Source organism: Paenibacillus pabuli (assembly GCF_039831995.1).
Lineage (GTDB): Bacteria > Bacillota > Bacilli > Paenibacillales > Paenibacillaceae > Paenibacillus > Paenibacillus pabuli_C.
In genome coordinates this window covers 101,864-123,860 of record NZ_JBDOIO010000004.1, presented here as the reverse complement: position 1 = coordinate 123,860, position 21,997 = coordinate 101,864, and the positions used below count along the sequence as shown (strand labels likewise).

Genomic DNA, 21,997 nt, shown 5'->3' with positions numbered 1-21,997 from the left:
ACTCTGAGCGAACGCTACCGCTTGCTCGGGTCCTTTCTGCTCACTCCGTTCGGGTATCAAAAAACCGCCCCCGCCTTCCCAGGGGAAAGTCGGGGACGGTCCGAATGTCATGCCTGTTCAACGTCCATGGTACAAGCTATTGCATACAGGGACAGAGTCCCCAGCCGAGCTTATACAAGTTGATTCCGGTATTAGTCAGCCAAGATGTATTGGTTGAGTTTTGCTCTCAGCAATTCTTGACGACCGGATTGGTTTTTGCGTGGGCTTTCGTTGTTCAGTGCGTATTCTGCAAGGGAAGCCAGAGTCGCTTTGCCTGCAACAACCTCAGCACCGATACCTTCTTTGAAGCTGCTGTAACGTTTTTCGATGAAGTCATCGAATACGCGATCTTCGATCAATTTCGCAGCTACTTTCAGACCTTTAGCGTACGTATCCATACCTGCGATGTGAGCCAGGAACAGATCGTCTGCTTCGAAGGATCCACGGCGTACTTTGGCGTCGAAGTTCACGCCGCCACGGCCGATACCACCGTTTTTCAGTACTTCATACATCGTCAATGTTGCATCGTACATATCCACTGGGAACTCATCCGTATCCCAACCGATCAGCATGTCGCCTTGGTTGGCATCGAGGGAACCGAGCATGCCGTTTGTGCGGGCAACGCGGATTTCGTGGTCGAATGTGTGACCCGCCAGAGTCGCATGGTTTGCTTCCAGGTTCAGTTTGAAGTGTTTGTCCAAACCGTATTTTTGCAGGAATGCAATGGAAGTCGCTGCATCATAGTCATATTGGTGTTTCGTTGGCTCTTTTGGTTTAGGCTCGATCAGGAATTGTGCGTCAAAGCCAATTTCCTTCGCGTAGTCTACAGCCATGTGGAACATGCGGGCAATGTTGTCCTGCTCCAGCTGCATGTCTGTGTTCAGCAATGTGTCGTAACCTTCACGGCCGCCCCAGAATACATAGTTTTCAGCGCCCAGACGTTTACCCACTTCTAGACCTTTCTTGATTTGCGCTGCTGCATGTGCGTACACGTCAGCATTGCATGTGGAAGCTGCACCAAACATGAAGCGCGGGTTGGAGAACATGTTCGCCGTGTTCCAGAGCAGTTTTTTGCCGCTGGATTTCATGTGGTCTTCAATCAGGTCAACGATCGTGTCGATGTTGCTGTAGAACTCACGCAGGCTGTTGCCTTCTGGTGCGATGTCCACATCGTGGAAACAGAAGAACGGGAGATTCATTTTTTCCAAAAATTCAAAAGCCGCTTCCACGCGTACCTTCGCGAGGTCCAGACCCGAGTATTTATCCCAAGAACGAACAGCTGTCTCTGCACCGAACGGATCACTGCCGCCTGCAGTTAATGTATGCCAGTAAGCCATGCCGAAACGGAAGTGCTCTTCCATCGTTTTGCCAGCAACAACTTCTTCCGGATTATAATGTTTGAATGAAAAAGGATTGGTGGAGTCTTTGCCTTCAAATGCGATTTTATTAACGGATTCAAAATAGGCCATGTAAAATGCCTCCTCAATAGTTTTAAAGAAATCGTTTACACCGTTATCCTATCACATCGGTTATACTTTGTCTATTGGTTAAACAAAGTAAAATAAAATTGTTTTTTCCGGGTTTGTTTACGCTATAATAGTCGAATAGCTTGAGCACGGGATGAATGATTGAACCCTTTTATATACAGAATAGGAGTGCCTGATCCTTATGAAAATTACCGGAGACCAGATGCTGGTCAAAAAAATAAACAAGTCCATCGTCCTCGATACCATTCGCCGTCATGCCCCCCTTTCCCGCGCAAGGGTATCCGAGGTTACGGGACTTAACAAAGCAACCGTATCTAACCTTGTTGCCGATCTCATCAGTGATGAGCTTGTCCAGGAAATCGGTCCGGGTGAATCCAGCGGTGGCCGCAAGCCGCTCATGCTGCTGTTTCGAGGTACGGCTGGTTATGCAGTAGGTCTGGAACTCAGCGTAACCCATCTGAAGGGTGTGCTTACCGATCTGGAGGGCCATATCATAACGGAGTATGCCATCAAGCTGGAGCAGCACGATGTGCCTTCCGTATTGGAACAGTTGAAACTTGCCGCGGAGCATCTGATTCAGTCGGCTCCCCCCTCACCACATGGTGTGATTGGCATTGGCATTGGTGTACCTGGAATGGTAGATGAGGCAGGGACGGTGCTGTTTGCACCCAACCTGGGTTGGGAGAAGGTCGCACTTCGCTCCATGCTGGAGGAGTTGTTTGAACTTCCTGTAACGATTGACAACGAAGCCAATGCAGGCGCTCATGGGGAATTGAATTTTGGCAGCGGAATCGGTGTCCGTCACCTGATCTATATCAGTGCAGGAATGGGTATCGGATCGGGAATTATGGTTGATGGCGAATTGTACAAAGGTGCCTGGGGCTACGCAGGGGAGACAGGTCACATGTCAATTGAAGCGGAAGGCAGACCCTGCTCTTGCGGCAATCATGGCTGTTGGGAGCTGTATGCTTCCGAAAAAGCCTATGAGCACCCCGACCATCAGCTGCATCTGCCTGCTCACACAACCCGGGAGCTCGTAGAATATGCACAGCAAGGCCATGAAGGGGTACTGGATTTATACGAGAACATCGGCCGTAAACTGGGCGTGGGCATCACAAATATCGTTAACAGCTTCAATCCTGAGCGCATCATTATTGGCGGGCCTCTCTCGGAAGCAGGTCCATGGATTGAAACGGCTCTCAAACAAGTCGTTGAAGAGCGTACATTGCCCTATCACCGTCGTAGTTTGCAAATTGAATGGGCAGCACTGGGCAGTCGTTCTACACGTATTGGTGCCGCTTACTCAGCTATTTCCCAGTTTCTAGGTAAAATAAGAGTTTCGGTCTAATATCCAGTGAAAATTGACATCATTTCGCCCCATTTCCTCCCTTTTTGTTAAAGAAATCCAGAGTTATAATGAGGATATGTGATTTTTGTCATGGCGGAATGATTGTCGCTGTGTTAATTCCTATAACGAAACGGAGTGAAAACCCGTGACCTACGTGGATACTTCAGATATCTCGGCGCAAATGTTTGTCACCGTACTCCTGTTCTTGATCGTGCTTGCGCCGCTGTTCAGCCTCGGCATACTTCGTTTGTTTCAGAGCAAAAAGAAGGCTGGGTTCATGTATATGCTGTCAGGCGTATTGGTGTATGTTGTTTTTCAGACGTTTATGAGCATCTTTTTTTAGATGGAATAACTGGTTTAAATGACGAAATCCCCTTCCGCAGTGAATTATAGAGTTCATGTTACCATGTGCTCCTGTTCACTGACGCAAGGGGATTTTCCATATCAACTATTCAAAATGTTTTGAAGAGAGTTTGTTTCAAAAAAGAAGCCCCCATCCAGAACAGGACGAAGGCTTCTTTCATTTATATTCAAACGGCTCGCGCGAACCGGAATAGCTCAAGTTCAGCTTGGTTGCATCCCGGGCTGAGGATGATTAAGCGTCCAGTGCTTTTGCGAATTGCGTTTTGTTCATACCCAGGATGCGGTGTTCACCAATAACGGTCAGAGGTACTGCACGTACGCCCATATCCCATACTTGTTGTGCGAACTCGTCGCTTGTCTCGATATTGCGCTCTTCATAGGAAATTCCTTTTTCAGCGAGAAAAGTCTTCACCGATTTGCAGTTCGGGCAGTTGGTCGATGTGTATACAATTACGTTTTCCATTATTTATTCACCTCATATAGTTTATATATAGTTATAACGTTAATTCACCCATTTAAACGAGTTACCTTACAGTGCTACTGCACTATGCTCAAGGCTTTCGATGAATTTCTCTGCATCCATAGCAGCCATACATCCGCTGCCTGCTGCTGTAATCGCTTGTTTGTAGCGTGTATCTTGAACGTCTCCACAAGCAAATACGCCTGGAATGTTCGTTTCGGAAGTGCCTGGTGTGGTCATAATATACCCATGTTCATCTGTTGTAATCTGTCCACCAAGGAAACCAGTGTTTGGAGTATGACCGATTGCTACAAATACACCGCTTGCCGGGATCACTTCTTCTTCACCCGTTGCGTTGTTCAACACTTTCAATCCGGTTACCCCATTGTCGCCAGCAATGACTTCGATCGGTGTACGGTTAAGGGCCATTTCCACTTTTTCGTTGCTGCGTGCACGGTCTTGCATGATTTTGGAACCGCGCAGCTCCTCACGACGGTGTACCAGAGTTACTTTGGAACCGAAACGGGACAGGAAGCTTGCTTCTTCCAATGCAGAGTCGCCACCACCGATAACGATGATTTCTTTATTACGGAAGAAGAATCCGTCACATGTGGCACAAGTGCTGACACCGCGGCCCACGTTTGTTTCTTCTCCAGGAATACCAAGGTATTTAGCGGATGCACCAGTAGACAGGATTAAGGTTTCCGATACCAGTTCACCCATGCCTTCAACCTGGATTTTGAACGGACGTTCGCTCATATCAATGTTGTTTACCCAACCTGTGCGGAATTCAGCACCAAAACGTTCTGCTTGTTTACGCATATTGTCCATCAGTTCAGGACCCATAATGCCATCAGGGAAACCTGGGAAGTTTTCCACTTCAGTTGTTGTTGTCAGTTGGCCACCAGGTTGTGGTCCTTCAATAACAAGTGGGTTAAGATTGGCACGAGCCAGATAGATTGCTGCTGTCAGCCCTGCAGGGCCTGTTCCGATAATAATGGATTTATACATGTATAGTTCCTCCCCCGAGTTCTGCAAAAAGGTTGGGCCCATCGGCATCAAAAGCAAACGCCCTTGCATACACTAGATCGATATAAGCCTAAATCATGTCCACAAGACCTGCCCGATATGACAATTGCCCTATGCAGAAATGGAATTCTAATTTATAATCATTCTAATCTGTTGTTCATTATGATCTCTTTTAACTACGGTGTCAATGCTCGGCAGCGATTATGAAGAAGTCTTCATCAGGAGGGAAAATGGAAGCATGAACGATGCACTCATTGGCAGCTTTATCTCAGCCATGTCTACTGGCCTTGGGGCCGTACCTATTCTATTTATGCGGAAAGTAACACACCGTCTGCGTGATATCTTGCTTGCTTACGCGGCAGGCATCATGACCTCGGCTTCGGTGTACAATCTCATTCCCGAAGCGCTGGGACAGTCAAACCTGTTCGTTCTTGCTCTTGGTATTATGCTCGGCAGCATGGTTTTGCTGGTACTTGAAATGAAGATTCCCCATGTGGATCTGGAGAATCCAGAGAAGGTACCTTTTAAAATTGAAGCCAAGGCCTTCATGATAATTGCAGCCATCACCATGCATAACCTGCCTGAAGGCCTGTCTGTAGGAGTCAGTTATGCCAGTACCGATGCCGGTCTGGGTAATCTCATTGCCTTCTCGATCGGATTGCAAAATGCTCCCGAAGGATTCCTCGTTGCCCTGTTCCTCGTGAATCAGAACATCGGCCGCTTCAAGGCGCTTGGGATCGCTACCCTGACAGGAGCCGTCGAAATTATTACCGCGATGATTGGCTACACACTTAGCAGTCTCGTCGCAGGACTTGTGCCTTATGGGCTTGCGTTCGCGGCAGGGGCGATGATGTTCATTGTATACAAAGAGCTGATTCCCGAAAGTCACGGAGACGGCAACGCACGTGTAGCTACCGTTTCATTTTTGCTGGGACTCATCACCATGATTGGTTTGACCGAACTATTCTGAGCAAACCTTTACCGGAGATAACGATATCGAAAAGAACCTGAGGGTTAATCATTCTGCCCTACAGGTTCTTTTTTTGGTCACAAATGAAGATTCCATGAAATTACTGGGATATCTCATTAACGCAGTAGTCTTAAACCATTGAGTATAACCAGAATTGTGCTGCCCTCATGTCCAACAACCCCCAGTGGCAATGCCACACCTTGCAGAAAATTCCCTGCAATCAGTGCCAGAATAACCGTTATGGCAAAAAACATATTCTGCTTCACGGTCCGCTGTGCTCTTCGCGCCTGCTCAATCACCCAGGCAATTTCCTCGATATGATCATTCATCAGCACCACATCAGCCACTTCCAGCGCTGTACCGCTCCCCGACATCCCCATTCCCATGCCCACAGTAGCCGCAGCGAGTGCAGGTGCATCATTCACGCCATCACCAACCATGAGCACCTGTCCGTACGCTTTGCGCAGGCTCTGTACCTGCTTCACCTTATCCTCGGGCAGCAGATCGGCATAGACGAGACTTACTCCTGTTTCTCGTGCAATCACAGCTGCAGATTTGGCTCGGTCACCCGTCAGCATGGCCACCTTCACGCCCATATCTTGCAGTCTCTTCACTGCTGCGGCGGCCTGTGGACGAACCGTATCGCGCAAGGCTATTAGACCAGCGAAATGGTCGTCCGCCATCACGATCGATACCGTTTTGCCTTCACTCTCAAGACGGGCACATACGTCATGCCAATGGGCATGGGTATCCACGTGCATTTCATTCGTTTTCCCAATCTTCCAGAGAACACCTTGCACGTACCCTTCGATCCCCCAACCCGTCAGCGTTTGTACCTGTTCAGCTTCTTGAATGGCAATACCTTCACCATTCGCCTGATCTACAATGGCCCGAGCCAGCGGATGCATGGACAAGTTCTCAATCGCAGCTACTGCAGACAGCAGTTCGGCCCGAGTCATGCCCTCGGCTGTTAATATATCTGTGACTTGGGGTGTCCCCATGGTCAATGTTCCTGTTTTATCAAAAGCCACGACCCGGGTCTGAGCCATATTCTCCATATGAGCCCCTCCCTTGAACAGAATGCCACGACGCGCACTGCTGGACATCGCCGACAGCATGACTGGCATGATTGAGGAAACCAGTGCACAAGGTGAAGCTACAACGAGAAAAACCATCGCTTTATAAAAAGCCTCATTCCAAGTCCACCCCAGCAGCAGCGGAGCACCTGCGATAACCATCAATGTTACACCCACCACAATTCGTGCGTAAATCCCTTCGAACCGCTCAATAAAACGCTGGGAGTCCGGTACTTCGGCCTGTGCCTCTTCGACCAGCTTAATGATTTTGCCAAACAGCGAACCTTCTGCCGATTTGGTTACCTCTACATACAAAGCTCCTTCTCCATTAACCGTACCTGCATACACCTCGTCACCTTCAGCCTTATCCACAGGCAGGGATTCTCCCGTAATGGAAGCCTGATTAATAAACGAACTCCCGCGATAAACGGTGCCGTCAGCCGGAATCAGCTCCCCCGGTTTGACCAGCAGCAGATCACCAGGCATCAGCTCATCGATGGCGACAAAATTCATCTGTCCATCCTCGATACGCAGTGCTGTCTCTGGCTTAAGTGCCAGCAGCGATGAAATATCCTTATGACTCCGCTCGGTCGCATAACTTTCCAGAGCACCACTTAATGCAAAAATGAAGATCAGCATCGCGCCTTCATTCCAGTACCCAATGGCTGCTGCACCAAGCGAGGCGGCGATCATGAGCAAATTCACATCGAGATCGCGTTCCTTGACCAGTGTCTCAATGCCCTCCTTGGCCTTGGTCCATCCTCCGAGTGCATATGACACGATGTACAGTATGACAGATAATGCATTGAAATAAGGTGACATTCCCCATGCAATAAGCATTATAATTCCACTGCCGAGAGCCGCCTGCATCTCCTTATTTCGAAGCATGGCCCGGAAATTTGGTCTGCGTCCACGGTTCGGATTAGGTGACTTCGCGGAACGCCGTTCTGCTTTGGCCTGGGTCTGTATAGGTTGATGTATTGCTTGCATGTGAATCACAATCCTTTCTTGTCGAGGATTAAAGTTGCGTCGTATTGAGAATGAGAGCCATTGTTAATGCCCTAAAAATGACACATGCTGCTGCGGGAATCCCGCAGCAGCATGGTTTTTGAATGAGAATGATAATCATTTTTGTATTTATGCAATTATGTTTACCCAATACAACTTTGGCTTTATTATATGCCTCGGATCGGCGTTTGTAAATGGGCAGTTTCCAGATTATAACTGGAACACAAAAAAACCGCCTGTCCTTGAGGACGGCGGCTTTCGTATAATTTCCTTTCGTTACGCGCCAACACTTGCTCCCTGACTCGCCTTGATGGCTTGTTCCAGGTCATACAGGATATCCTGAATATTTTCCGTACCAACAGACAGACGAATGAGTTCAGGGTTAACGCCTGCTGCGGTCTGCTCATCTTCTGTCAGCTGCTGATGGGTTGTGCTTGCCGGGTGAATGATCAGTGACTTGGAATCACCCACGTTCGCAAGGTGTGAGAACAGCTTCACACTTTCGATCAGCTTGCGCCCTGCATCTACACCGCCTTTAATACCAAATGTCAGGATTGCTCCCTGCCCTCTTGGCAGATACTTTTGTGCGAGTTCATAGGAGGCATGACTTGGCAGACCCGCGTAGCTCACCCACAGCACGTCCTCGTGCTTCTCCAGATATTCTGCAACAGCCAGCGCATTGGTGCTATGGCGCTCCACACGCAGATGTAATGTTTCCAGTCCTTGCAGCAGCAGCCATGAATTAAATGGCGAGATAGTCGCACCCAAGTCACGAAGCAGCTGCACCCGTGCTTTGATAATATAAGCAATCGGCCCAACAGCTTCGGTGTATACCACACCATGATAACTGGCATCCGGTTCGGTCAGACACGGGTACTTGCCGCTCGCTTTCCAGTCGAATTTCCCGCTATCAACAATCACCCCACCAATGGATGTACCATGTCCCCCAATAAACTTCGTCGCCGAATGAACCACAATATCCGCTCCATGTTCAATGGGACGAAGCAAGTACGGGCTGGGGAACGTATTATCCACGATCAAAGGAATGCCATGCTCATGGGCAATCGCCGCAACTGCTTCAATGTCCAGCACATTCCCTTGAGGATTACCGATCGTTTCCGCATATAATGCTTTCGTTTTCTCTGTAATGGCCGCCCGGAAATTCTCGGGATCACTGGAATCGACAAACTTCACATCAAGGCCCAGCTTCGGCAACGTTGTTGAGAACAAATTATACGTCCCACCATACAAGCTCGCCGAGGAAACAATTTCATCCCCTGCACCTGCTATATTCAGAAGGGAAAACGTGATGGCTGCCTGCCCGGAAGCTGTAGCCAGCGCCCCGGCTCCTCCCTCCAATGCTGCAATCCGCTGCTCGAACACATCGGTTGTCGGGTTCATCAGACGGGTATAGATGTTGCCAAACTCTTTCAGACCAAACAGATTGGCAGCATGTTCCGTGTCCTTAAAGCCATAGGATGTGGTCTGGTACAAAGGCACAGCACGTGCATGAGTCGTTGGATCAATCTCCTGGCCTGCATGAATTGCCAATGTTTCAAATGAAAGCTCACGTTCGTTTGACATAAATCGGAATCCTCCCTTGGCTTATACGTTTCAATATCCTGATGTCCTCACATGGTGGCGTATGTTTTCCATATTCTCTCATAAGATGTCGTGTTTGAAAAGAGTTATTTCCGATTTATCCGATAAGAAATATATTATATGTATTGACGACAAGCTCATACCAAAAAACCTTTGCAAGGGCAAAGGTTTCCTGGCTATTTAAATACACGCAGATATGAGCTTATCTCCAGCTCATCCCTAGACTCGCACACCATTCCATACTTCACGCAAATGCTTGGCTGCTGGAACCGCTTCTTCCGCAGTCACGCCCTCCAGTGAGATATCGATATGTGGCTTATACGTTTTTAACAGTTCAAAAAACAGCGGGTAATCCAATATGCCTGCACCCGGTACCGGATTAATCTTCTCGCCCTGTGCATTGAAGGCCACATCCTTCGCATGAATGACAATGATCCGCTGGTATAGCGACTCCATCACATCACGCAGGAAAGCGCCTTGATCAGCGACATGGGGCTGTTTAATCAGATTGCATGGATCAAACAACATACCCAGATTGGAGGATGGGATCTCTTCAAACAAACGAGTCATATGTTCACGTGTATGAAGTGTATGGGTAGATACGGGCTCAATAGCCGCATGCACACCCCATTTTTCCGCTTCCTCCGTAATCTCCTCCAACGTTTCCCGCAGCACCGTCCAAGCCTTTTCTTCATACCCGTCTGGATGGGTGGCTTGGTAGGTGTCCAAACCTCCGGTTTCTGTTGCGACCATGCTGCAACCAAAATCCCGGGCATAACGCAGATGCTCCTTGAAACGCTCAATATCTGCCCGTCTGCGTGCAGCATCCGGGTCGATCGGATTAATATAGCAGCCCAGAACAGCAATCTTGACTCCACGTCTTGCAAACTGGTCCCCGATCTCATTCGCGAGTCCCGGACTGAGTTTACCGTTAGCCGAGTCAACATCGGACAGGGCTTTTGCAAGCGCCAGCTGCACCGAATTGAATCCATGATCTGCGACTGTCTGCGCCAGCTGGGCTGTAGGCTGCTGGCCAAACGTATGTGCCAGAATACCAAGTTTCATGTCACTGCCTCCTTTACCATTGATAGCAGAGCAGATTAACGAGCCATCCAGCCGCCATCTACATTGAGTACATGACCATTCAAATAATCCGAAGCTGCCGATGCAAGAAACACGACCGGACCTTTCAAATCTTCCGGAGTTCCCCATCGCCCTGCCGGAATGCGTGCTGTGATATCCCGATATCGGTTTTCATCCGCACGAATTTGGGTCGTATTATCCGTCTCCATGTAACCTGGTGCAATACCGTTAATTTGTATGCCTTTGCCTGCCCACTCATTGGCGAGAGCTTTGGTTAAGCCTGCAACGCCATGTTTACTGGCCGTATAACCCGGCACGTTAATGCCGCCCTGATAGGACAGCATGGATGCGATATTGATGATTTTGCCGCTGCCGCGTTCAATCATATGTCTGCCCGCCAGTTGGCTCAAGAAGAATACCGTGTTCAGGTTAAGCCCGATGACATCGTGCCAGTCCTGCTGTCCGTGGTCAGCCGCAGGTGTACGGCGAATAATACCCGCATTGTTAACGAGAATATCAATCTTCCCTTGAAAAGCTAATGCCTTCTCAAATACCGCCGGCAATTCGTCTTCACGACTTAAATCCGCTTCAATGATATATGCTTTGCGCCCGAGCGCTTCGATCGCACCTGCTGTCTCGGATGGTTTCGAATAGGAAACGAGCACCACATCTGCTCCGGCTTCCGCCAGACCAATGGCCATTCCCTGCCCTAAACCACCAGATGTACCGGTTACAAGTGCAACTTGTCCGCTTAGATCAAATGGATTCATGAATGATTCCTCCGCATGTTATGAGATGCAAACCTATAAGTGATGCAAATCAACTTCTTATGTTTATGCTTAGTGATTCAGACATTAAGCGCTTCTGTGCGTTTAGCTTTGATAATCGACTTTGACTCCGAGTTGGTTGTACAGTGCTGCTGTCTCTTCGTCCAGATGGCTGTCACTGATAATACAGTCCAGCTCCGAACAATGGGCAAAGGTCCGCAGCGCAAACTGTCCGAATTTATAATGATCCACCACGCCGAAGATCTGCTGGGAGGCCGAGATCATTGCCTTTTTCAGTGGAACCAGATCACCTGTGTAAATGGATAGTCCGAACTCCGGATGTAGTGCCGTGGTTGAGATAAATGCTTTGTGGATATTTAGACTGGAGATGAAAGTCGCCGTATCGTCTCCCACCAGCATATTACGAACTCTTGCCCCTCCTGGCACAACCAGTCGGACCTGCTCCTTTTTGGTCAGCTCTGCGATAATGAAGAGGTCATTGGTTACGACAGTGAGCGGCTGATTGTCCATCCGCTTCGCCATTTCAAGTGTGGTGCTCCCTCCGTCCAGCGCAATGATTTCATGGGGACGTATATAAGCGAGCGCACGCTCGGCGATCTCCGTTTTCTCGGAATGATGCTTCTCTGTGGCTCCGCGGCTTGTGAGGATACCATACTGGTCATTCTGAGCCAGCATGGCCCCTCCATGGACACGCACAAGCAACCCCATCGCTTCCAGCTTGTCGAGATCCTCTCGAACCGTCTTGCCGGTCACCTGCAGCAGTTCGCTCAGATCACTAACAGTAACTTCCTGGCGCTCCAGCAGAGCCTCCATAATTTTCTCGTGTCTTTTCAATGGATTCATACAATCAACTTCCTGTTTCTTTGGAATTTACGTGTTTACTTGAGGTCTTTCATCGCCACGCCGTCCATATCCTCGAACGTTTGGTTCTCACCAGCCATGGCCCAACAGAACGTATAGCTGCTCGTGCCTACTCCGCTGTGAATGGACCAGCTTGGAGAGATGATCGCCTGACGGTCACGTACAACCAGATGCCGAGTCTCGTTTGGTTCCCCCATCATGTGGAATACCACGCCGTCCTCCGGCAGATTGAAATACAAGTATACTTCGGAACGGCGGTTATGGGTATGTGCAGGCATGGTGTTCCACATGTTACCCTTGTCCAGCTCGGTAATTCCCATTACCAACTGACAGCTCTGAATTCCGCCCTCACCCTGATGGATGTAGCGATAAATGGTCCGTTCATTCGAGCTTTCAATGCTGCCCAGGTGGTTCGGCTGAGCTTGTTCCTGGGTTGCCTTTTGCGTAGGGTAAGTGTGATGTGCTGGTGTGGATACAAAATAGAACTGAGCTGGCTGCTCATTACCATTACTTTTGAACACAACCTCTTTCACACCTTTTCCGATATAAAGGCATTCTTTGGCACCAATCTCATATCCCTGTCCATCCGCCGTAACCGTACCATGACCTCCCACGTTAATGATACCGATTTCACGACGCTCCAGGAAAAAGTCCGTTCCAATGTCTTTCAGGTTCACTTCAAGCGCAATGTCCTTGCTCTGAGGTACCGCAGTTCCTACAATATAACGGTCCACATGAGAATATACAGTAACCAGCTCGTCTGTTGCGAACAATTGCTCCATCAAAAATTCTTCACGCAGGCGAGACGTATCATAATTTTTCACTTCATTGGGGTGTGCAGCATAACGATTTTCCATCATTAATCCATTCCCTTCGTCAATTGAGTGATGTTTGAATTGATTTGATTATAAAAGTTCATATAAGTTCATTTTAGTTCATTATGTATCTTTTGTGTACCTTTTTTTGAAAATAAACTGATTTTAATCCAAGTTGTTTATTTTGCTTTCCATCCGTATTAAATCTAAAAAGGATCTCCACAGTCTGCAGTGCAGACCGGGAGATCCTCTTTATTCAAACATTAATGTGCAACGACGTTATTCAGCATGATCCAGATTGAACCGATAACGATGGTCATCATGATCAACAGGCCGAAAATCAAAGCCATGACATTCCAGCGTGGTTTTCCTGTTTCACGAATATGCATGAAGAAGAAGAGTTGAACCACAAACTGAAGTGCAGCCGTTACGAGAATAACAACCATTGTTCCTGTTCTGCCCATCATATCGTTCAGTACAACCACCAACGGGATGATTGTGAGGACGATGGACAGAATGAAGCCGATGACATAGGACTTCATGGAGCCATGCTGTTCGTGAGCATGGGAATCATGTGAGTTATGCTCTGCCATCTACATCACCCCCATCAGATAAACGATCGACAGGAGGAAGATCCATACGACGTCCAAGAAGTGCCAGTACAAGCTGATGACGTTAATTTTACCGCGAGTAACATCGGTAATACCACGTTTTTTCAGTTGGAACATGAGTCCGATCATCCAGATCAAACCTAACGATACGTGAAGTCCGTGAGTTCCCACGAGGGTGAAGAATGCGCCGGAAGCAGCACTCGTAGTGTAGCTGAATCCTTCGTGAATCATCTCAACAAACTCGGTTACTTCAAGTGCGATAAAGGCTGCACCGAGAACGGCTGTAACAGCCAGCCAGCTAATCAGTTGCTTCACTTTACCTTGGTTCATTGCAAGAACGGCAAGTCCGCTCGTAAATGAACTTGTGAGCAAGATAAATGTCTCGGCGATAACGCCAGGCATTTTAATCAGCTCTGACAATATTGGTCCGCCCGCCGTATTGTCACGCAACACAATAAAGGTTGCGAACAATACGGAGAACAGGATAACGTCGGATATCAGGAAGAACCAGAAACCGAGCAATTTCAATTCTTGTGGATCATGGTGACCATGGTCGTGACCGTGATCGTGACCATGTTTAGCGGCTGCTTGAGCCATTATACCGACCCCCTTAACGACGCTTCGGTACGCTTAATTTCGTCGACCGGAATGTAATAATCCGTATCGTATGAGAATGAACGAGCGATCATGCAGATCCCTACGCCAGCGAGTCCGAGAATCGCCATCCACAGCCATCCGAATACAAAGCCGAAGCCGGCGATGAACCAGAACACAGACATGATAAATGGAATTGCGGAGTTCTTAGGCATATGAATCGGCTCGAGCGGTTGCTCTGGTGGGTAAATGCCTTTGGCACGACGTTCTTTCTCTTCCCACCACTCATCAATATCATCACCGCGCGGTGTAATGGCGAAGTTGTACTCAGGAGCTGGTGAAGGAATCGACCACTCGAGTGTACGACCATCCCATGGATCGCCGGATGCTTTGAGTGTTTTGTATTTGCGAATACCGTCTGCGATTTGTGCAACCTGGAACAAGAAACCTACACCCATCAGGAATGCCCCGATTGTGGATACGAAGTTCAGTTCCCACCAGCCGGTATCCCAGCCGTAGGTGCTCAGACGACGTGTCATACCCATCAAACCTACAGCGTACTGCGGCATGAAGCAGACATAGAAACCAATATTCCAAGTCCAGAAAGCCCATTTGCCCAGTTTCTCTTCGAGTTGGAAACCGAACATTTTTGGCCACCAGTAGTACAGACCTGCGAAGTATCCGAATACTACGCCACCGATCAATACTTGGTGGAAGTGGGCAATCAGGAAGTAACTGTTGTGGAACTGGAAGTCAGCAGGTGCGACAGACAGCAGAACCCCTGTCATACCCCCGACGATAAAGCATGGAATAAATGCGATTGTCCATAACATCGGGGTGGCCATGCGGATCCGTCCGCGATACATCGTAAACAGCCAGTTAAAGATTTTAACCCCTGTCGGTATTGCAATCAACATCGTTGTAACAGCGAAGAATGCATTAACGTCTGCTCCCGAACCCATCGTGAAGAAGTGATGCGCCCATGTGAAGAAGGACAGGAAGCTAATGATCAACATTGCAAATACCATGGATTTGTAACCAAACAGTTTTTTCTTCGAGAAGGTACTTACAATCTCGGAGAACACACCGAATGCCGGCAAGACGACAATGTATACCTCAGGGTGACCCCACATCCAGATCAAGTTGATATACATCATCGGGTTACCGCCCATATCAAGCGTGAAGAAATGCGCCCCGCCGAATCGGTCAAGGAAGAGCAATGCAAGCGTCACGGTCAAAATTGGGAATGCAAACAAGATGATGATACAAGTGGAGAATACCGACCATGTGAACATCGGCATTTTCATCCATTTCATGCCTGGCGCACGCATTTTAATGATGGTAACCAGGAAGTTGATACCGGTAGCCAGGGAACCGATACCCGAGATCTGTATACCCCATATATAGAAGTTCTGTCCTACCCCCGGACTGTGTGACAGTTCCGATAGAGGCGGATAACTCAGCCATCCAGCATCAGGTGATCCACCGATAACAAAGGATAGGTTGAACAGCATTGCTCCCAGGAAGAATAACCAGAAGCTTAATGCATTCAGGAACGGAAATGCGACGTCCCTTGCCCCTATTTGAAGAGGCACAATTACGTTAAACAATCCGAACATAAATGGCATCGCCATGAACAGGATCATGATGGTACCGTGAGTCGTAAAGACTTGGTTATAATGTTCTGGATGTAAGAAATCCATGTTAGGCATAGCTAGCTGAAGACGCATCATCAGCGCATCGACACCACCACGGAACAACATGATGATGGAAGCAATGATATACATAATACCGATCTTTTTATGATCGACGGTTGTTAACCAGTTACGCCAGAGCCAGCCCCATTTTTTGAAATAAGTCAGCACCGCTACGATGGTAATCATCGTAATACCGATGGCCACGTCCGCACCATAAATCAGCGGGTCACCGGTAACGAAAAACTCCGATGCAAACTCCTTAAGTCTCTCTAACATTGGGGGCCTCCTTTCGAATCTTTAGTTAGCACTCTTGTCCACTTTAGTGGACGCATTGTCTTGGGCGCCTGCAGCTTCTTCCGAAGTTCCATGGTTATGAGCGCCTGTACCTTCAATGACATACTTGGTCACAATGTCTTGGAACAAGCCTTCAGGGAAGGAAGAATAATAAGCAACATTGCTTGTTCCCGGTTCCGCCAGTGTATTATACGTCTCTTGCGTCAGCGGCTGGGATTGATTTTTCACTTCTCTCACCCATTGATCGAATTCTTCATCTGATGTTGCGTTGACGTCGAATCGCATTTGGGCAAAATGTTCACCCGTAAAGTTAGCACCTGAACCGAAGTAAGTTCCTTCGTGATCAGCTTGCAAATACAAGGTCATCGCCATACCCGACATCGTATAAATTTGTCCACCAAGCTGCGGAATCCAGAATGAGTTCATCGGTGAATCCGCGGTGAGCTCAAATTTCACGGGCCGGTCTGCCGGAATATTCAGCGTATTGACCGTTGCAATGCCTTGCTCAGGATACATAAACAACCATTTCCAGTCCAATGATGATACTTGAATGGTAATGGGTTCTTTCTCGGAAGCCAGTGGCTTCGAAGGTTCCAAATCATAGGTGTAGCGAACAGTTACGATCGCAAGCAAACCAATGATTACAATTGGAACCGTCCACCAGATAGCCTCAGCTTTGGTACTATGAGCCCAGTTCGGCTCATAAGCAGCTTTATTGTCCGGCTTGTCGCGGTAACGCCAAACGATTACAGCAGACAAAATCAATACAGGCACGATAACAATCGCACAAAGAATCGTCGAAATGACAATCAAATCTCTCTGCGAAGCGCCAATAGGTCCCTTCGGATCCAGAACAACGTACTGCCCGCCTGCCAGCATTGGCCAGACAATCAATGCAATTGTAACCAACGTCAGGACAACCGGAATGATAATCCGGGTTAGCGACCTAGGTTTCTTGTTCATCTTGATCCCCTCTCCTTAAATTCGCTCATACTGAAAAATCAGTATACTACTCTCTTCCTTCTAAAGATATCAGAAATGAGCAACTTTTTTGTTCTTGTTAACAAATTTGTCGATTTTACACCTTAAATGTGTGAATTTTTTCTCACAAATCGCTTGCACACTTGATATTTTTCCATTGTAATCATTACACTTCAAGTCACAAAATAAAACCCTTTGCAGTCCCGTTGAACAGTATCAACGAATCCGCAAAGGGCTTTATTGACTGGATTCCGGGTACTTATCCAGTCTTATTATGAACGAAAGATCGCCAGATTATAATTCAATCCGCTCCTTCGTCTTCCCGGCGTGTATGAACAAGACCAATCGATTTGGCGATTACATAAATAAACACACTACCTACTAGAAAACCAATACCCACCATCAAGCCAAGATTTCGGTCATTAAAATCATTCAGGTTAATCAAGCACATGACCACTCCTGTAATGAGGGCGATCCAGGCCAAAACTGTCATCGTCAACACTGCGCGCCGCATATTCTTGTCTTTGCGCTCCAATTGGCTTACCATTGCTGTCTTCGATGCCATAGTAAACACTTCCTTTTCCCTTTTTGTAAGTGCTTTCCTTATACCAATATACCACATCAGTATGATTTTTAGTCAACAAATGTTCAAATTTATTTCGCAATTTGGACACTTTATTTTAAATTCTGATGTTGACAAACACTTATTTTATATTCTTGTTATGTATAACCCAAAAACAGCCTCTTCATAACAGCAATGCGGTTTAACCTTTTGAACGCTTTATGAACATGTCTCCGTTCCTAGAAAAACTCCATAAAAAAACGGCAGTTCGGATAAACCGAACCCACCGTCTGATTCTAAGCGTATGTTTGAATAGCTGACTCTAACTAATTACGTGTCTCCAGCCAGTTATTTTTAATGACATTCTGGTACCAGTAAAAACTCTCCTTCGGCGTTCTTACCAGTGAACGATAGTCCACATGAACGAGACCAAAGCGCATCCGGTATCCTTCTGCCCATTCAAAATTGTCCATCAGAGACCATGCCATATACCCCTTCAAGTTAATGCCATCGTTAATGATCCGGTGGATTTGGGCTAAATGCTGTTCGTAATAGGAGATCCGGCGATCATCATTAATTTTTCCACTTTCCAGGTCATCATTGATACAAGCACCATTCTCGGTGATGTAGACATCAACGTTGCCATACTTTTGCAAATAATGCATGAACTCATACAGTCCACGGGATTCAATCGGCCAGCCAATGTCCGTCTTCGTCAGTCCCATATCCACCTCTTCAGACTGGAGTGCCCCTGCCTCCGGATTGAAGCGATTAATACCCATGGTGTAATAGTTGATACCCAGCAGGTCGATCGGTTGCGAGATGATCTCCATATCGCCTTCCTGAATTGGCACTGTAGCACCTGCTTGGGCAAACCAATCCACCATGAATTGCGGATAGGAACCTTTGTAGATCGGGTCTAGGAACCAGTCTGTATTGAGTGCGATAGAGCGGTCGCATGCCGCCTGATCTTCAGGTGACTTGCTGTATGGCTCAGCCCAGCATACATTCGGCGCAATACCGATCTGTCCCGTAGTGCCAAGGCGCCGGAAGGATTGCACCGCTTTACCATGAGCCACAAGCAGTCCATGAGCCACATTAAGGGAGGTCTGGAGGTCTTTGTTCCCCGGTGCATGGATCCCCAGCAGGTTCGACAGGAACGCAATACACCATGGTTCGTTAAATGTCAGCCATAACTTGATTTTTCCCGTGAACTCCTTGAAGATGACCTCTGCATATTTCACAAATGCATCGACGGTTCTCCGGTTACCCCAGCCCCCGTCATCCTCCAACACTTGTGGCAGATCCCAGTGATACAGTGTGCAGAAAGGTTCAATACCTGCTTCAAGCAATTTGTCCACGAAACGATGGTAAAAGTCCAGCCCTTCACGATTGATCTCGCCGTCTCCGTCGGGGATAATGCGCGGCCAGGCGATAGAGAAACGGTACGTGTTGATACCGAGCTTCTTCATCAGCTCAATATCTTCCTCATAGCGGTGGTAACTGTCGCAAGCCACATCTCCATTATCTCCGTTGAAAACTTTGCCTGGTGTCCGGGCAAACGTATCCCAAATGGATACACCGCGTCCACCTTCCTGTGCTGCTCCTTCTATTTGATAGGAAGCTGTTGCTGTACCCCAGCGAAAATCCTGCGGAAATTGAAAAATAGTCATTGGTTTCTCCCTCGTCTCCTCATGATACGCGGACAGTCTGCCCTGCGGTCATGGATAAAGTAATTACATAATCCCCTTGTGGTGTTAGCTCAGCCGGATGCTGTCCCCCGTTCTCCACACTCAGCACACGTGCGCTTCGGATCGTCACCGAACCATTACGCTCAGCCCTAATCTCAGCAGAAATCAAGTTGCTGTCCGTCCACTCCATGGACAGGGTATAGCCGCCTCGTGCACGCAAACCTGCTACACTGCCTTGTGTCCATTGTTCTGGCAGGGCCGGCAACAAATGGAGTTCATTCAGATGGCTCTGAAGCAGCATCTCTGCAATGCCGGCCGTACCACCGAAGTTGCCATCAATCTGGAACGGAGGATGATCATCAAACAGATTGGGATGAGTCGACCGGGCAAGCAGTGTACGCACAAACTGATGCGCCTGGCCGCCGTCAAGCAGACGTGCATACAGATTGATTAACCATGCACAGCTCCATCCGGTATGCCCGCCCCCTTGCGATATGCGCCGTTCTAGCGATACACGGGAAGCTTCTACAAGCTCCGGTGTTTCGATTCGATTGATCTGTTCTCCCGGATACAGACCATACAGATGGGAAACATGACGATGTCCCGGCTCTGATTCGGCGAAATCCTTGAACCATTCCTGCAATTGACCTTCACTGCCGATCCGGAACGGATATAATCTGCTCAGGCTGCCTTCCAATTCCGTAACCAATGCCTGATCGACCTCGAGAGTCCCCGCTGCCTCAATACACCTGGTGAACAATTCTCGAATCAGGGTCATATCCATCGTCGACGCCATCGAAATGCTGCGAGCCTCTCCTTTCTCTGTCAGGAACTTGTTCTCCGGAGAGGTTGAAGGAGCAGTAACCAGATAGCCATCCGGTCCTTCAATCAGCCAGTCCAGACAGAACAGTGCGGCTTCCTTCATAACCGGATAAGCACGCTCTTCGAGAAAACGCTGATCACCTGTAAAGAGGTAATGTTCCCACAGATGCGATGTCAACCAGACACCACCCATCGGCCAAAATGCCCAACTGGCATCACCGCCTGTAGGTGTTGTCGTTCTCCAAATATCCACGTTATGATGGGCTGTCCACCCTCGAGCACCGTACAATATCCGAGCTGTTCTGCGCCCGGTCTGACTGAGGTCTTCCAGCAAATCGAACAGCGGTTCATGACATTCGCTCAGATTACACACCTCAGCTGGCCAATAATTCATTTCCGTATTGATATTAATCGTATAATCACTGTGCCAAGGTGGCTCAACCTGATGATTCCATATGCCCTGCAGATTGGCTGGTTGTGTACCTGGGCGCGAGCTGGCCATTAATAGATATCTGCCATATTGAAAATACAGGGCTTCGAGCCCGGGATCTTGAACTCCAGTCTGGTAAGATTTCAGCCGCTCATCGGTAGGCAGCTCTGCATTAGGAGTAGATCCAAGGTCAAGACGGACCCGTGAGAATAAAGACTGGTGATCAGCCTCATGCCGGATGCGCAGGCTTTCATGGCCTAATGACATGGCTTTGGTGATGACATCTCTACACTCTTGGTCAAGCAGATGCTCATCCTTTACTGGCATAACCTCATAGTTTTCAAAAGCTGTAGCTGCAGCCAAGTAAAATACAACCTGTTTGGCTCCCTGAACATGAAGCTTGCCATTCACGGTTGATATCTTCGCCTCATTCCCGGTCACCGTCACCGCTAAACGAACTGCATATGAGGTTCCCCGGTCTTCTTCATAGATGACGGATTCGGGATGGTCCCGGAAGTAGTTCGATTCCACATGACTCGGACAACGGCTGAACATCGTCACGCCATCTTCTGAATGCTGAGTTGTAAAGGGATGCGGACTGTCCAAATGAGCAGTAACGTTCACAGCCCCTTCCCGGTCTGCCGTAAGCGTGCATACCATCAAATTATCCGGTGTGCTAGCGTACACCTCACGGATATAACGAATACCTTCATAGGCATAGCTCGTCTTGGCTATACCGGACGCTAGGTCAAGTTCACGTTCAAACTCTTCATAACTCAGCTCAAGAAGTCCTTCCTGCTGCAGGATGAAGTGCCCCATAGGTTGATAAGCTTCCACGTCGCGCCCCAACATTTCACGGTTTAAAAGCGCTTCAGCTTCACTATATTGTTCAGACATGATTAGTTCACGAGTTTGCTTCAAGTATCTCTGGCTGCTGTACTGAATGGTGTCGCGCGGGAAACCCGACCACAAAGTGTCTTCATTGAGCTGAATACGCTCTTCGGACGCACCTCCGTAGACCATGCCGCCGAGACGGCCGTTCCCAATAGGAAGCGCCTCTTCCCAGCGAGTAGCGGGCTGGCGGTACCATAGACGATTAATCTTTGTTTTCTCATTGAATGGGGACATAAAATAACTCCTCTTCATGAATCATCTATTTATTTACCTGAAATAACTAAAACGTTTTCGAATACATCAGTATGAAATCTTATTACTATGTATCCACTGGCCTTTCACACGTTCAAATTCGGTGCTCAATTCACATCAAAGTGAAAGTGCTTTCAGTAAGAAAAGTATATTGGATTTATAATTCTTCGTCAATGTAAAACATCATAAGACAAACAAGAAGAGACCCTAATTCAGGGCCTCTTCTATTCTGCGGGTAAA

General features: G+C 48.0%; 19 protein-coding genes. 3 read left to right on the top strand and 16 right to left on the bottom strand.

Going from position 1 to position 21,997, the window contains the following annotated elements; translation table 11 throughout:
- Positions 1-191 precede the first annotated feature (191 nt).
- Complete coding sequence (xylA, locus tag ABGV42_RS20085; RefSeq protein WP_095292400.1) at positions 192-1,508, bottom strand: xylose isomerase; 1,317 nt, start codon at positions 1,506-1,508, stop codon at positions 192-194.
- 199 nt (positions 1,509-1,707) lie between these two features.
- On the opposite strand from xylA, the gene ABGV42_RS20080 reads away from it, so the two are divergent.
- On the top strand, positions 1,708-2,874 hold the full coding sequence (locus tag ABGV42_RS20080; RefSeq protein ID WP_347383395.1) for an ROK family transcriptional regulator: 1,167 nt from the start codon (positions 1,708-1,710) through the stop codon (positions 2,872-2,874).
- Positions 2,875-3,019: 145 nt separating this feature from the next.
- Entirely contained in the window at positions 3,020-3,217 is a 198-nt protein-coding gene (locus ABGV42_RS20075; protein WP_053779005.1) for a hypothetical protein, read from the top strand.
- Positions 3,218-3,469: 252 nt separating this feature from the next.
- Here the strand turns inward: ABGV42_RS20075 and ABGV42_RS20070 are convergent, their stop codons facing one another.
- Together ABGV42_RS20070 and trxB are read right to left on the bottom strand one after the other, a co-directional pair.
- A complete protein-coding gene (locus tag ABGV42_RS20070) occupies positions 3,470-3,700 on the bottom strand; it encodes a glutaredoxin family protein (protein WP_095361761.1) in 231 nt (76 codons plus the stop codon).
- A 66-nt stretch (positions 3,701-3,766) separates the two neighbouring features.
- Positions 3,767-4,708, bottom strand: a complete 942-nt coding sequence (trxB, locus tag ABGV42_RS20065) for a thioredoxin-disulfide reductase (protein ID WP_347383394.1) — start codon at positions 4,706-4,708, stop codon at positions 3,767-3,769.
- Positions 4,709-4,964: 256 nt separating this feature from the next.
- Between trxB and ABGV42_RS20060 the strand changes: the two genes are divergently transcribed.
- The gene (locus ABGV42_RS20060; RefSeq protein WP_347383393.1) at positions 4,965-5,696 is read left to right on the top strand and encodes a ZIP family metal transporter; all 732 of its coding nucleotides are present in this window, start codon (positions 4,965-4,967) and stop codon (positions 5,694-5,696) included.
- Between the two features lie 116 nt (positions 5,697-5,812).
- Here ABGV42_RS20060 and ABGV42_RS20055 read toward each other — a convergent pair whose 3' ends face one another.
- The 13 genes from ABGV42_RS20055 to ABGV42_RS19995 all read right to left on the bottom strand — a co-directional run bounded on the left by ABGV42_RS20055 (position 5,813) and on the right by ABGV42_RS19995 (position 21,739).
- Positions 5,813-7,762 (bottom strand): heavy metal translocating P-type ATPase, encoded by a 1,950-nt coding sequence (locus tag ABGV42_RS20055; RefSeq protein ID WP_347383392.1) that lies wholly within the window; start codon positions 7,760-7,762, stop codon positions 5,813-5,815.
- 294 nt (positions 7,763-8,056) lie between these two features.
- Positions 8,057-9,364, bottom strand: coding sequence for a homocysteine synthase (locus ABGV42_RS20050; protein WP_347383391.1), 1,308 nt, complete (start codon positions 9,362-9,364; stop codon positions 8,057-8,059).
- 237 nt (positions 9,365-9,601) lie between these two features.
- On the bottom strand, positions 9,602-10,447 hold the full coding sequence (locus tag ABGV42_RS20045) for a sugar phosphate isomerase/epimerase family protein (protein ID WP_347383390.1): 846 nt from the start codon (positions 10,445-10,447) through the stop codon (positions 9,602-9,604).
- A gap of 35 nt (positions 10,448-10,482) precedes the next feature.
- A complete protein-coding gene (gene kduD / locus ABGV42_RS20040) occupies positions 10,483-11,235 on the bottom strand; it encodes a 2-dehydro-3-deoxy-D-gluconate 5-dehydrogenase KduD (protein ID WP_347383389.1) in 753 nt (250 codons plus the stop codon).
- Positions 11,236-11,337: 102 nt separating this feature from the next.
- Positions 11,338-12,096, bottom strand: coding sequence for a DeoR/GlpR family DNA-binding transcription regulator (locus ABGV42_RS20035; protein ID WP_347383388.1), 759 nt, complete (start codon positions 12,094-12,096; stop codon positions 11,338-11,340).
- Between the two features lie 35 nt (positions 12,097-12,131).
- Complete coding sequence (kduI, locus tag ABGV42_RS20030; protein ID WP_347384440.1) at positions 12,132-12,971, bottom strand: 5-dehydro-4-deoxy-D-glucuronate isomerase; 840 nt, start codon at positions 12,969-12,971, stop codon at positions 12,132-12,134.
- Positions 12,972-13,192: 221 nt separating this feature from the next.
- A complete protein-coding gene (gene cyoD / locus ABGV42_RS20025) occupies positions 13,193-13,522 on the bottom strand; it encodes a cytochrome o ubiquinol oxidase subunit IV (RefSeq protein WP_347383387.1) in 330 nt (109 codons plus the stop codon).
- On the bottom strand, positions 13,523-14,137 hold the full coding sequence (gene cyoC, locus ABGV42_RS20020) for a cytochrome o ubiquinol oxidase subunit III (protein WP_095292385.1): 615 nt from the start codon (positions 14,135-14,137) through the stop codon (positions 13,523-13,525).
- Positions 14,137-16,107: a cbb3-type cytochrome c oxidase subunit I gene (locus ABGV42_RS20015; RefSeq protein WP_095361754.1), complete on the bottom strand. Its 1,971-nt coding sequence runs from the start codon at positions 16,105-16,107 to the stop codon at positions 14,137-14,139. The genes cyoC and ABGV42_RS20015 overlap by 1 nt, the downstream gene beginning before the upstream one ends.
- Positions 16,108-16,128: 21 nt before the next feature.
- Entirely contained in the window at positions 16,129-17,088 is a 960-nt protein-coding gene (cyoA, locus tag ABGV42_RS20010) for a ubiquinol oxidase subunit II (protein WP_347383386.1), read from the bottom strand.
- A gap of 319 nt (positions 17,089-17,407) precedes the next feature.
- On the bottom strand, positions 17,408-17,671 hold the full coding sequence (locus ABGV42_RS20005) for a hypothetical protein (protein ID WP_024631414.1): 264 nt from the start codon (positions 17,669-17,671) through the stop codon (positions 17,408-17,410).
- A gap of 323 nt (positions 17,672-17,994) precedes the next feature.
- A complete protein-coding gene (locus ABGV42_RS20000; RefSeq protein WP_347383385.1) occupies positions 17,995-19,341 on the bottom strand; it encodes a GH1 family beta-glucosidase in 1,347 nt (448 codons plus the stop codon).
- Positions 19,342-19,360: 19 nt separating this feature from the next.
- The gene (locus ABGV42_RS19995; protein WP_347383384.1) at positions 19,361-21,739 is read right to left on the bottom strand and encodes a glycoside hydrolase family 95 protein; all 2,379 of its coding nucleotides are present in this window, start codon (positions 21,737-21,739) and stop codon (positions 19,361-19,363) included.
- Between the last annotated feature and the right edge of the window lie 258 nt (positions 21,740-21,997).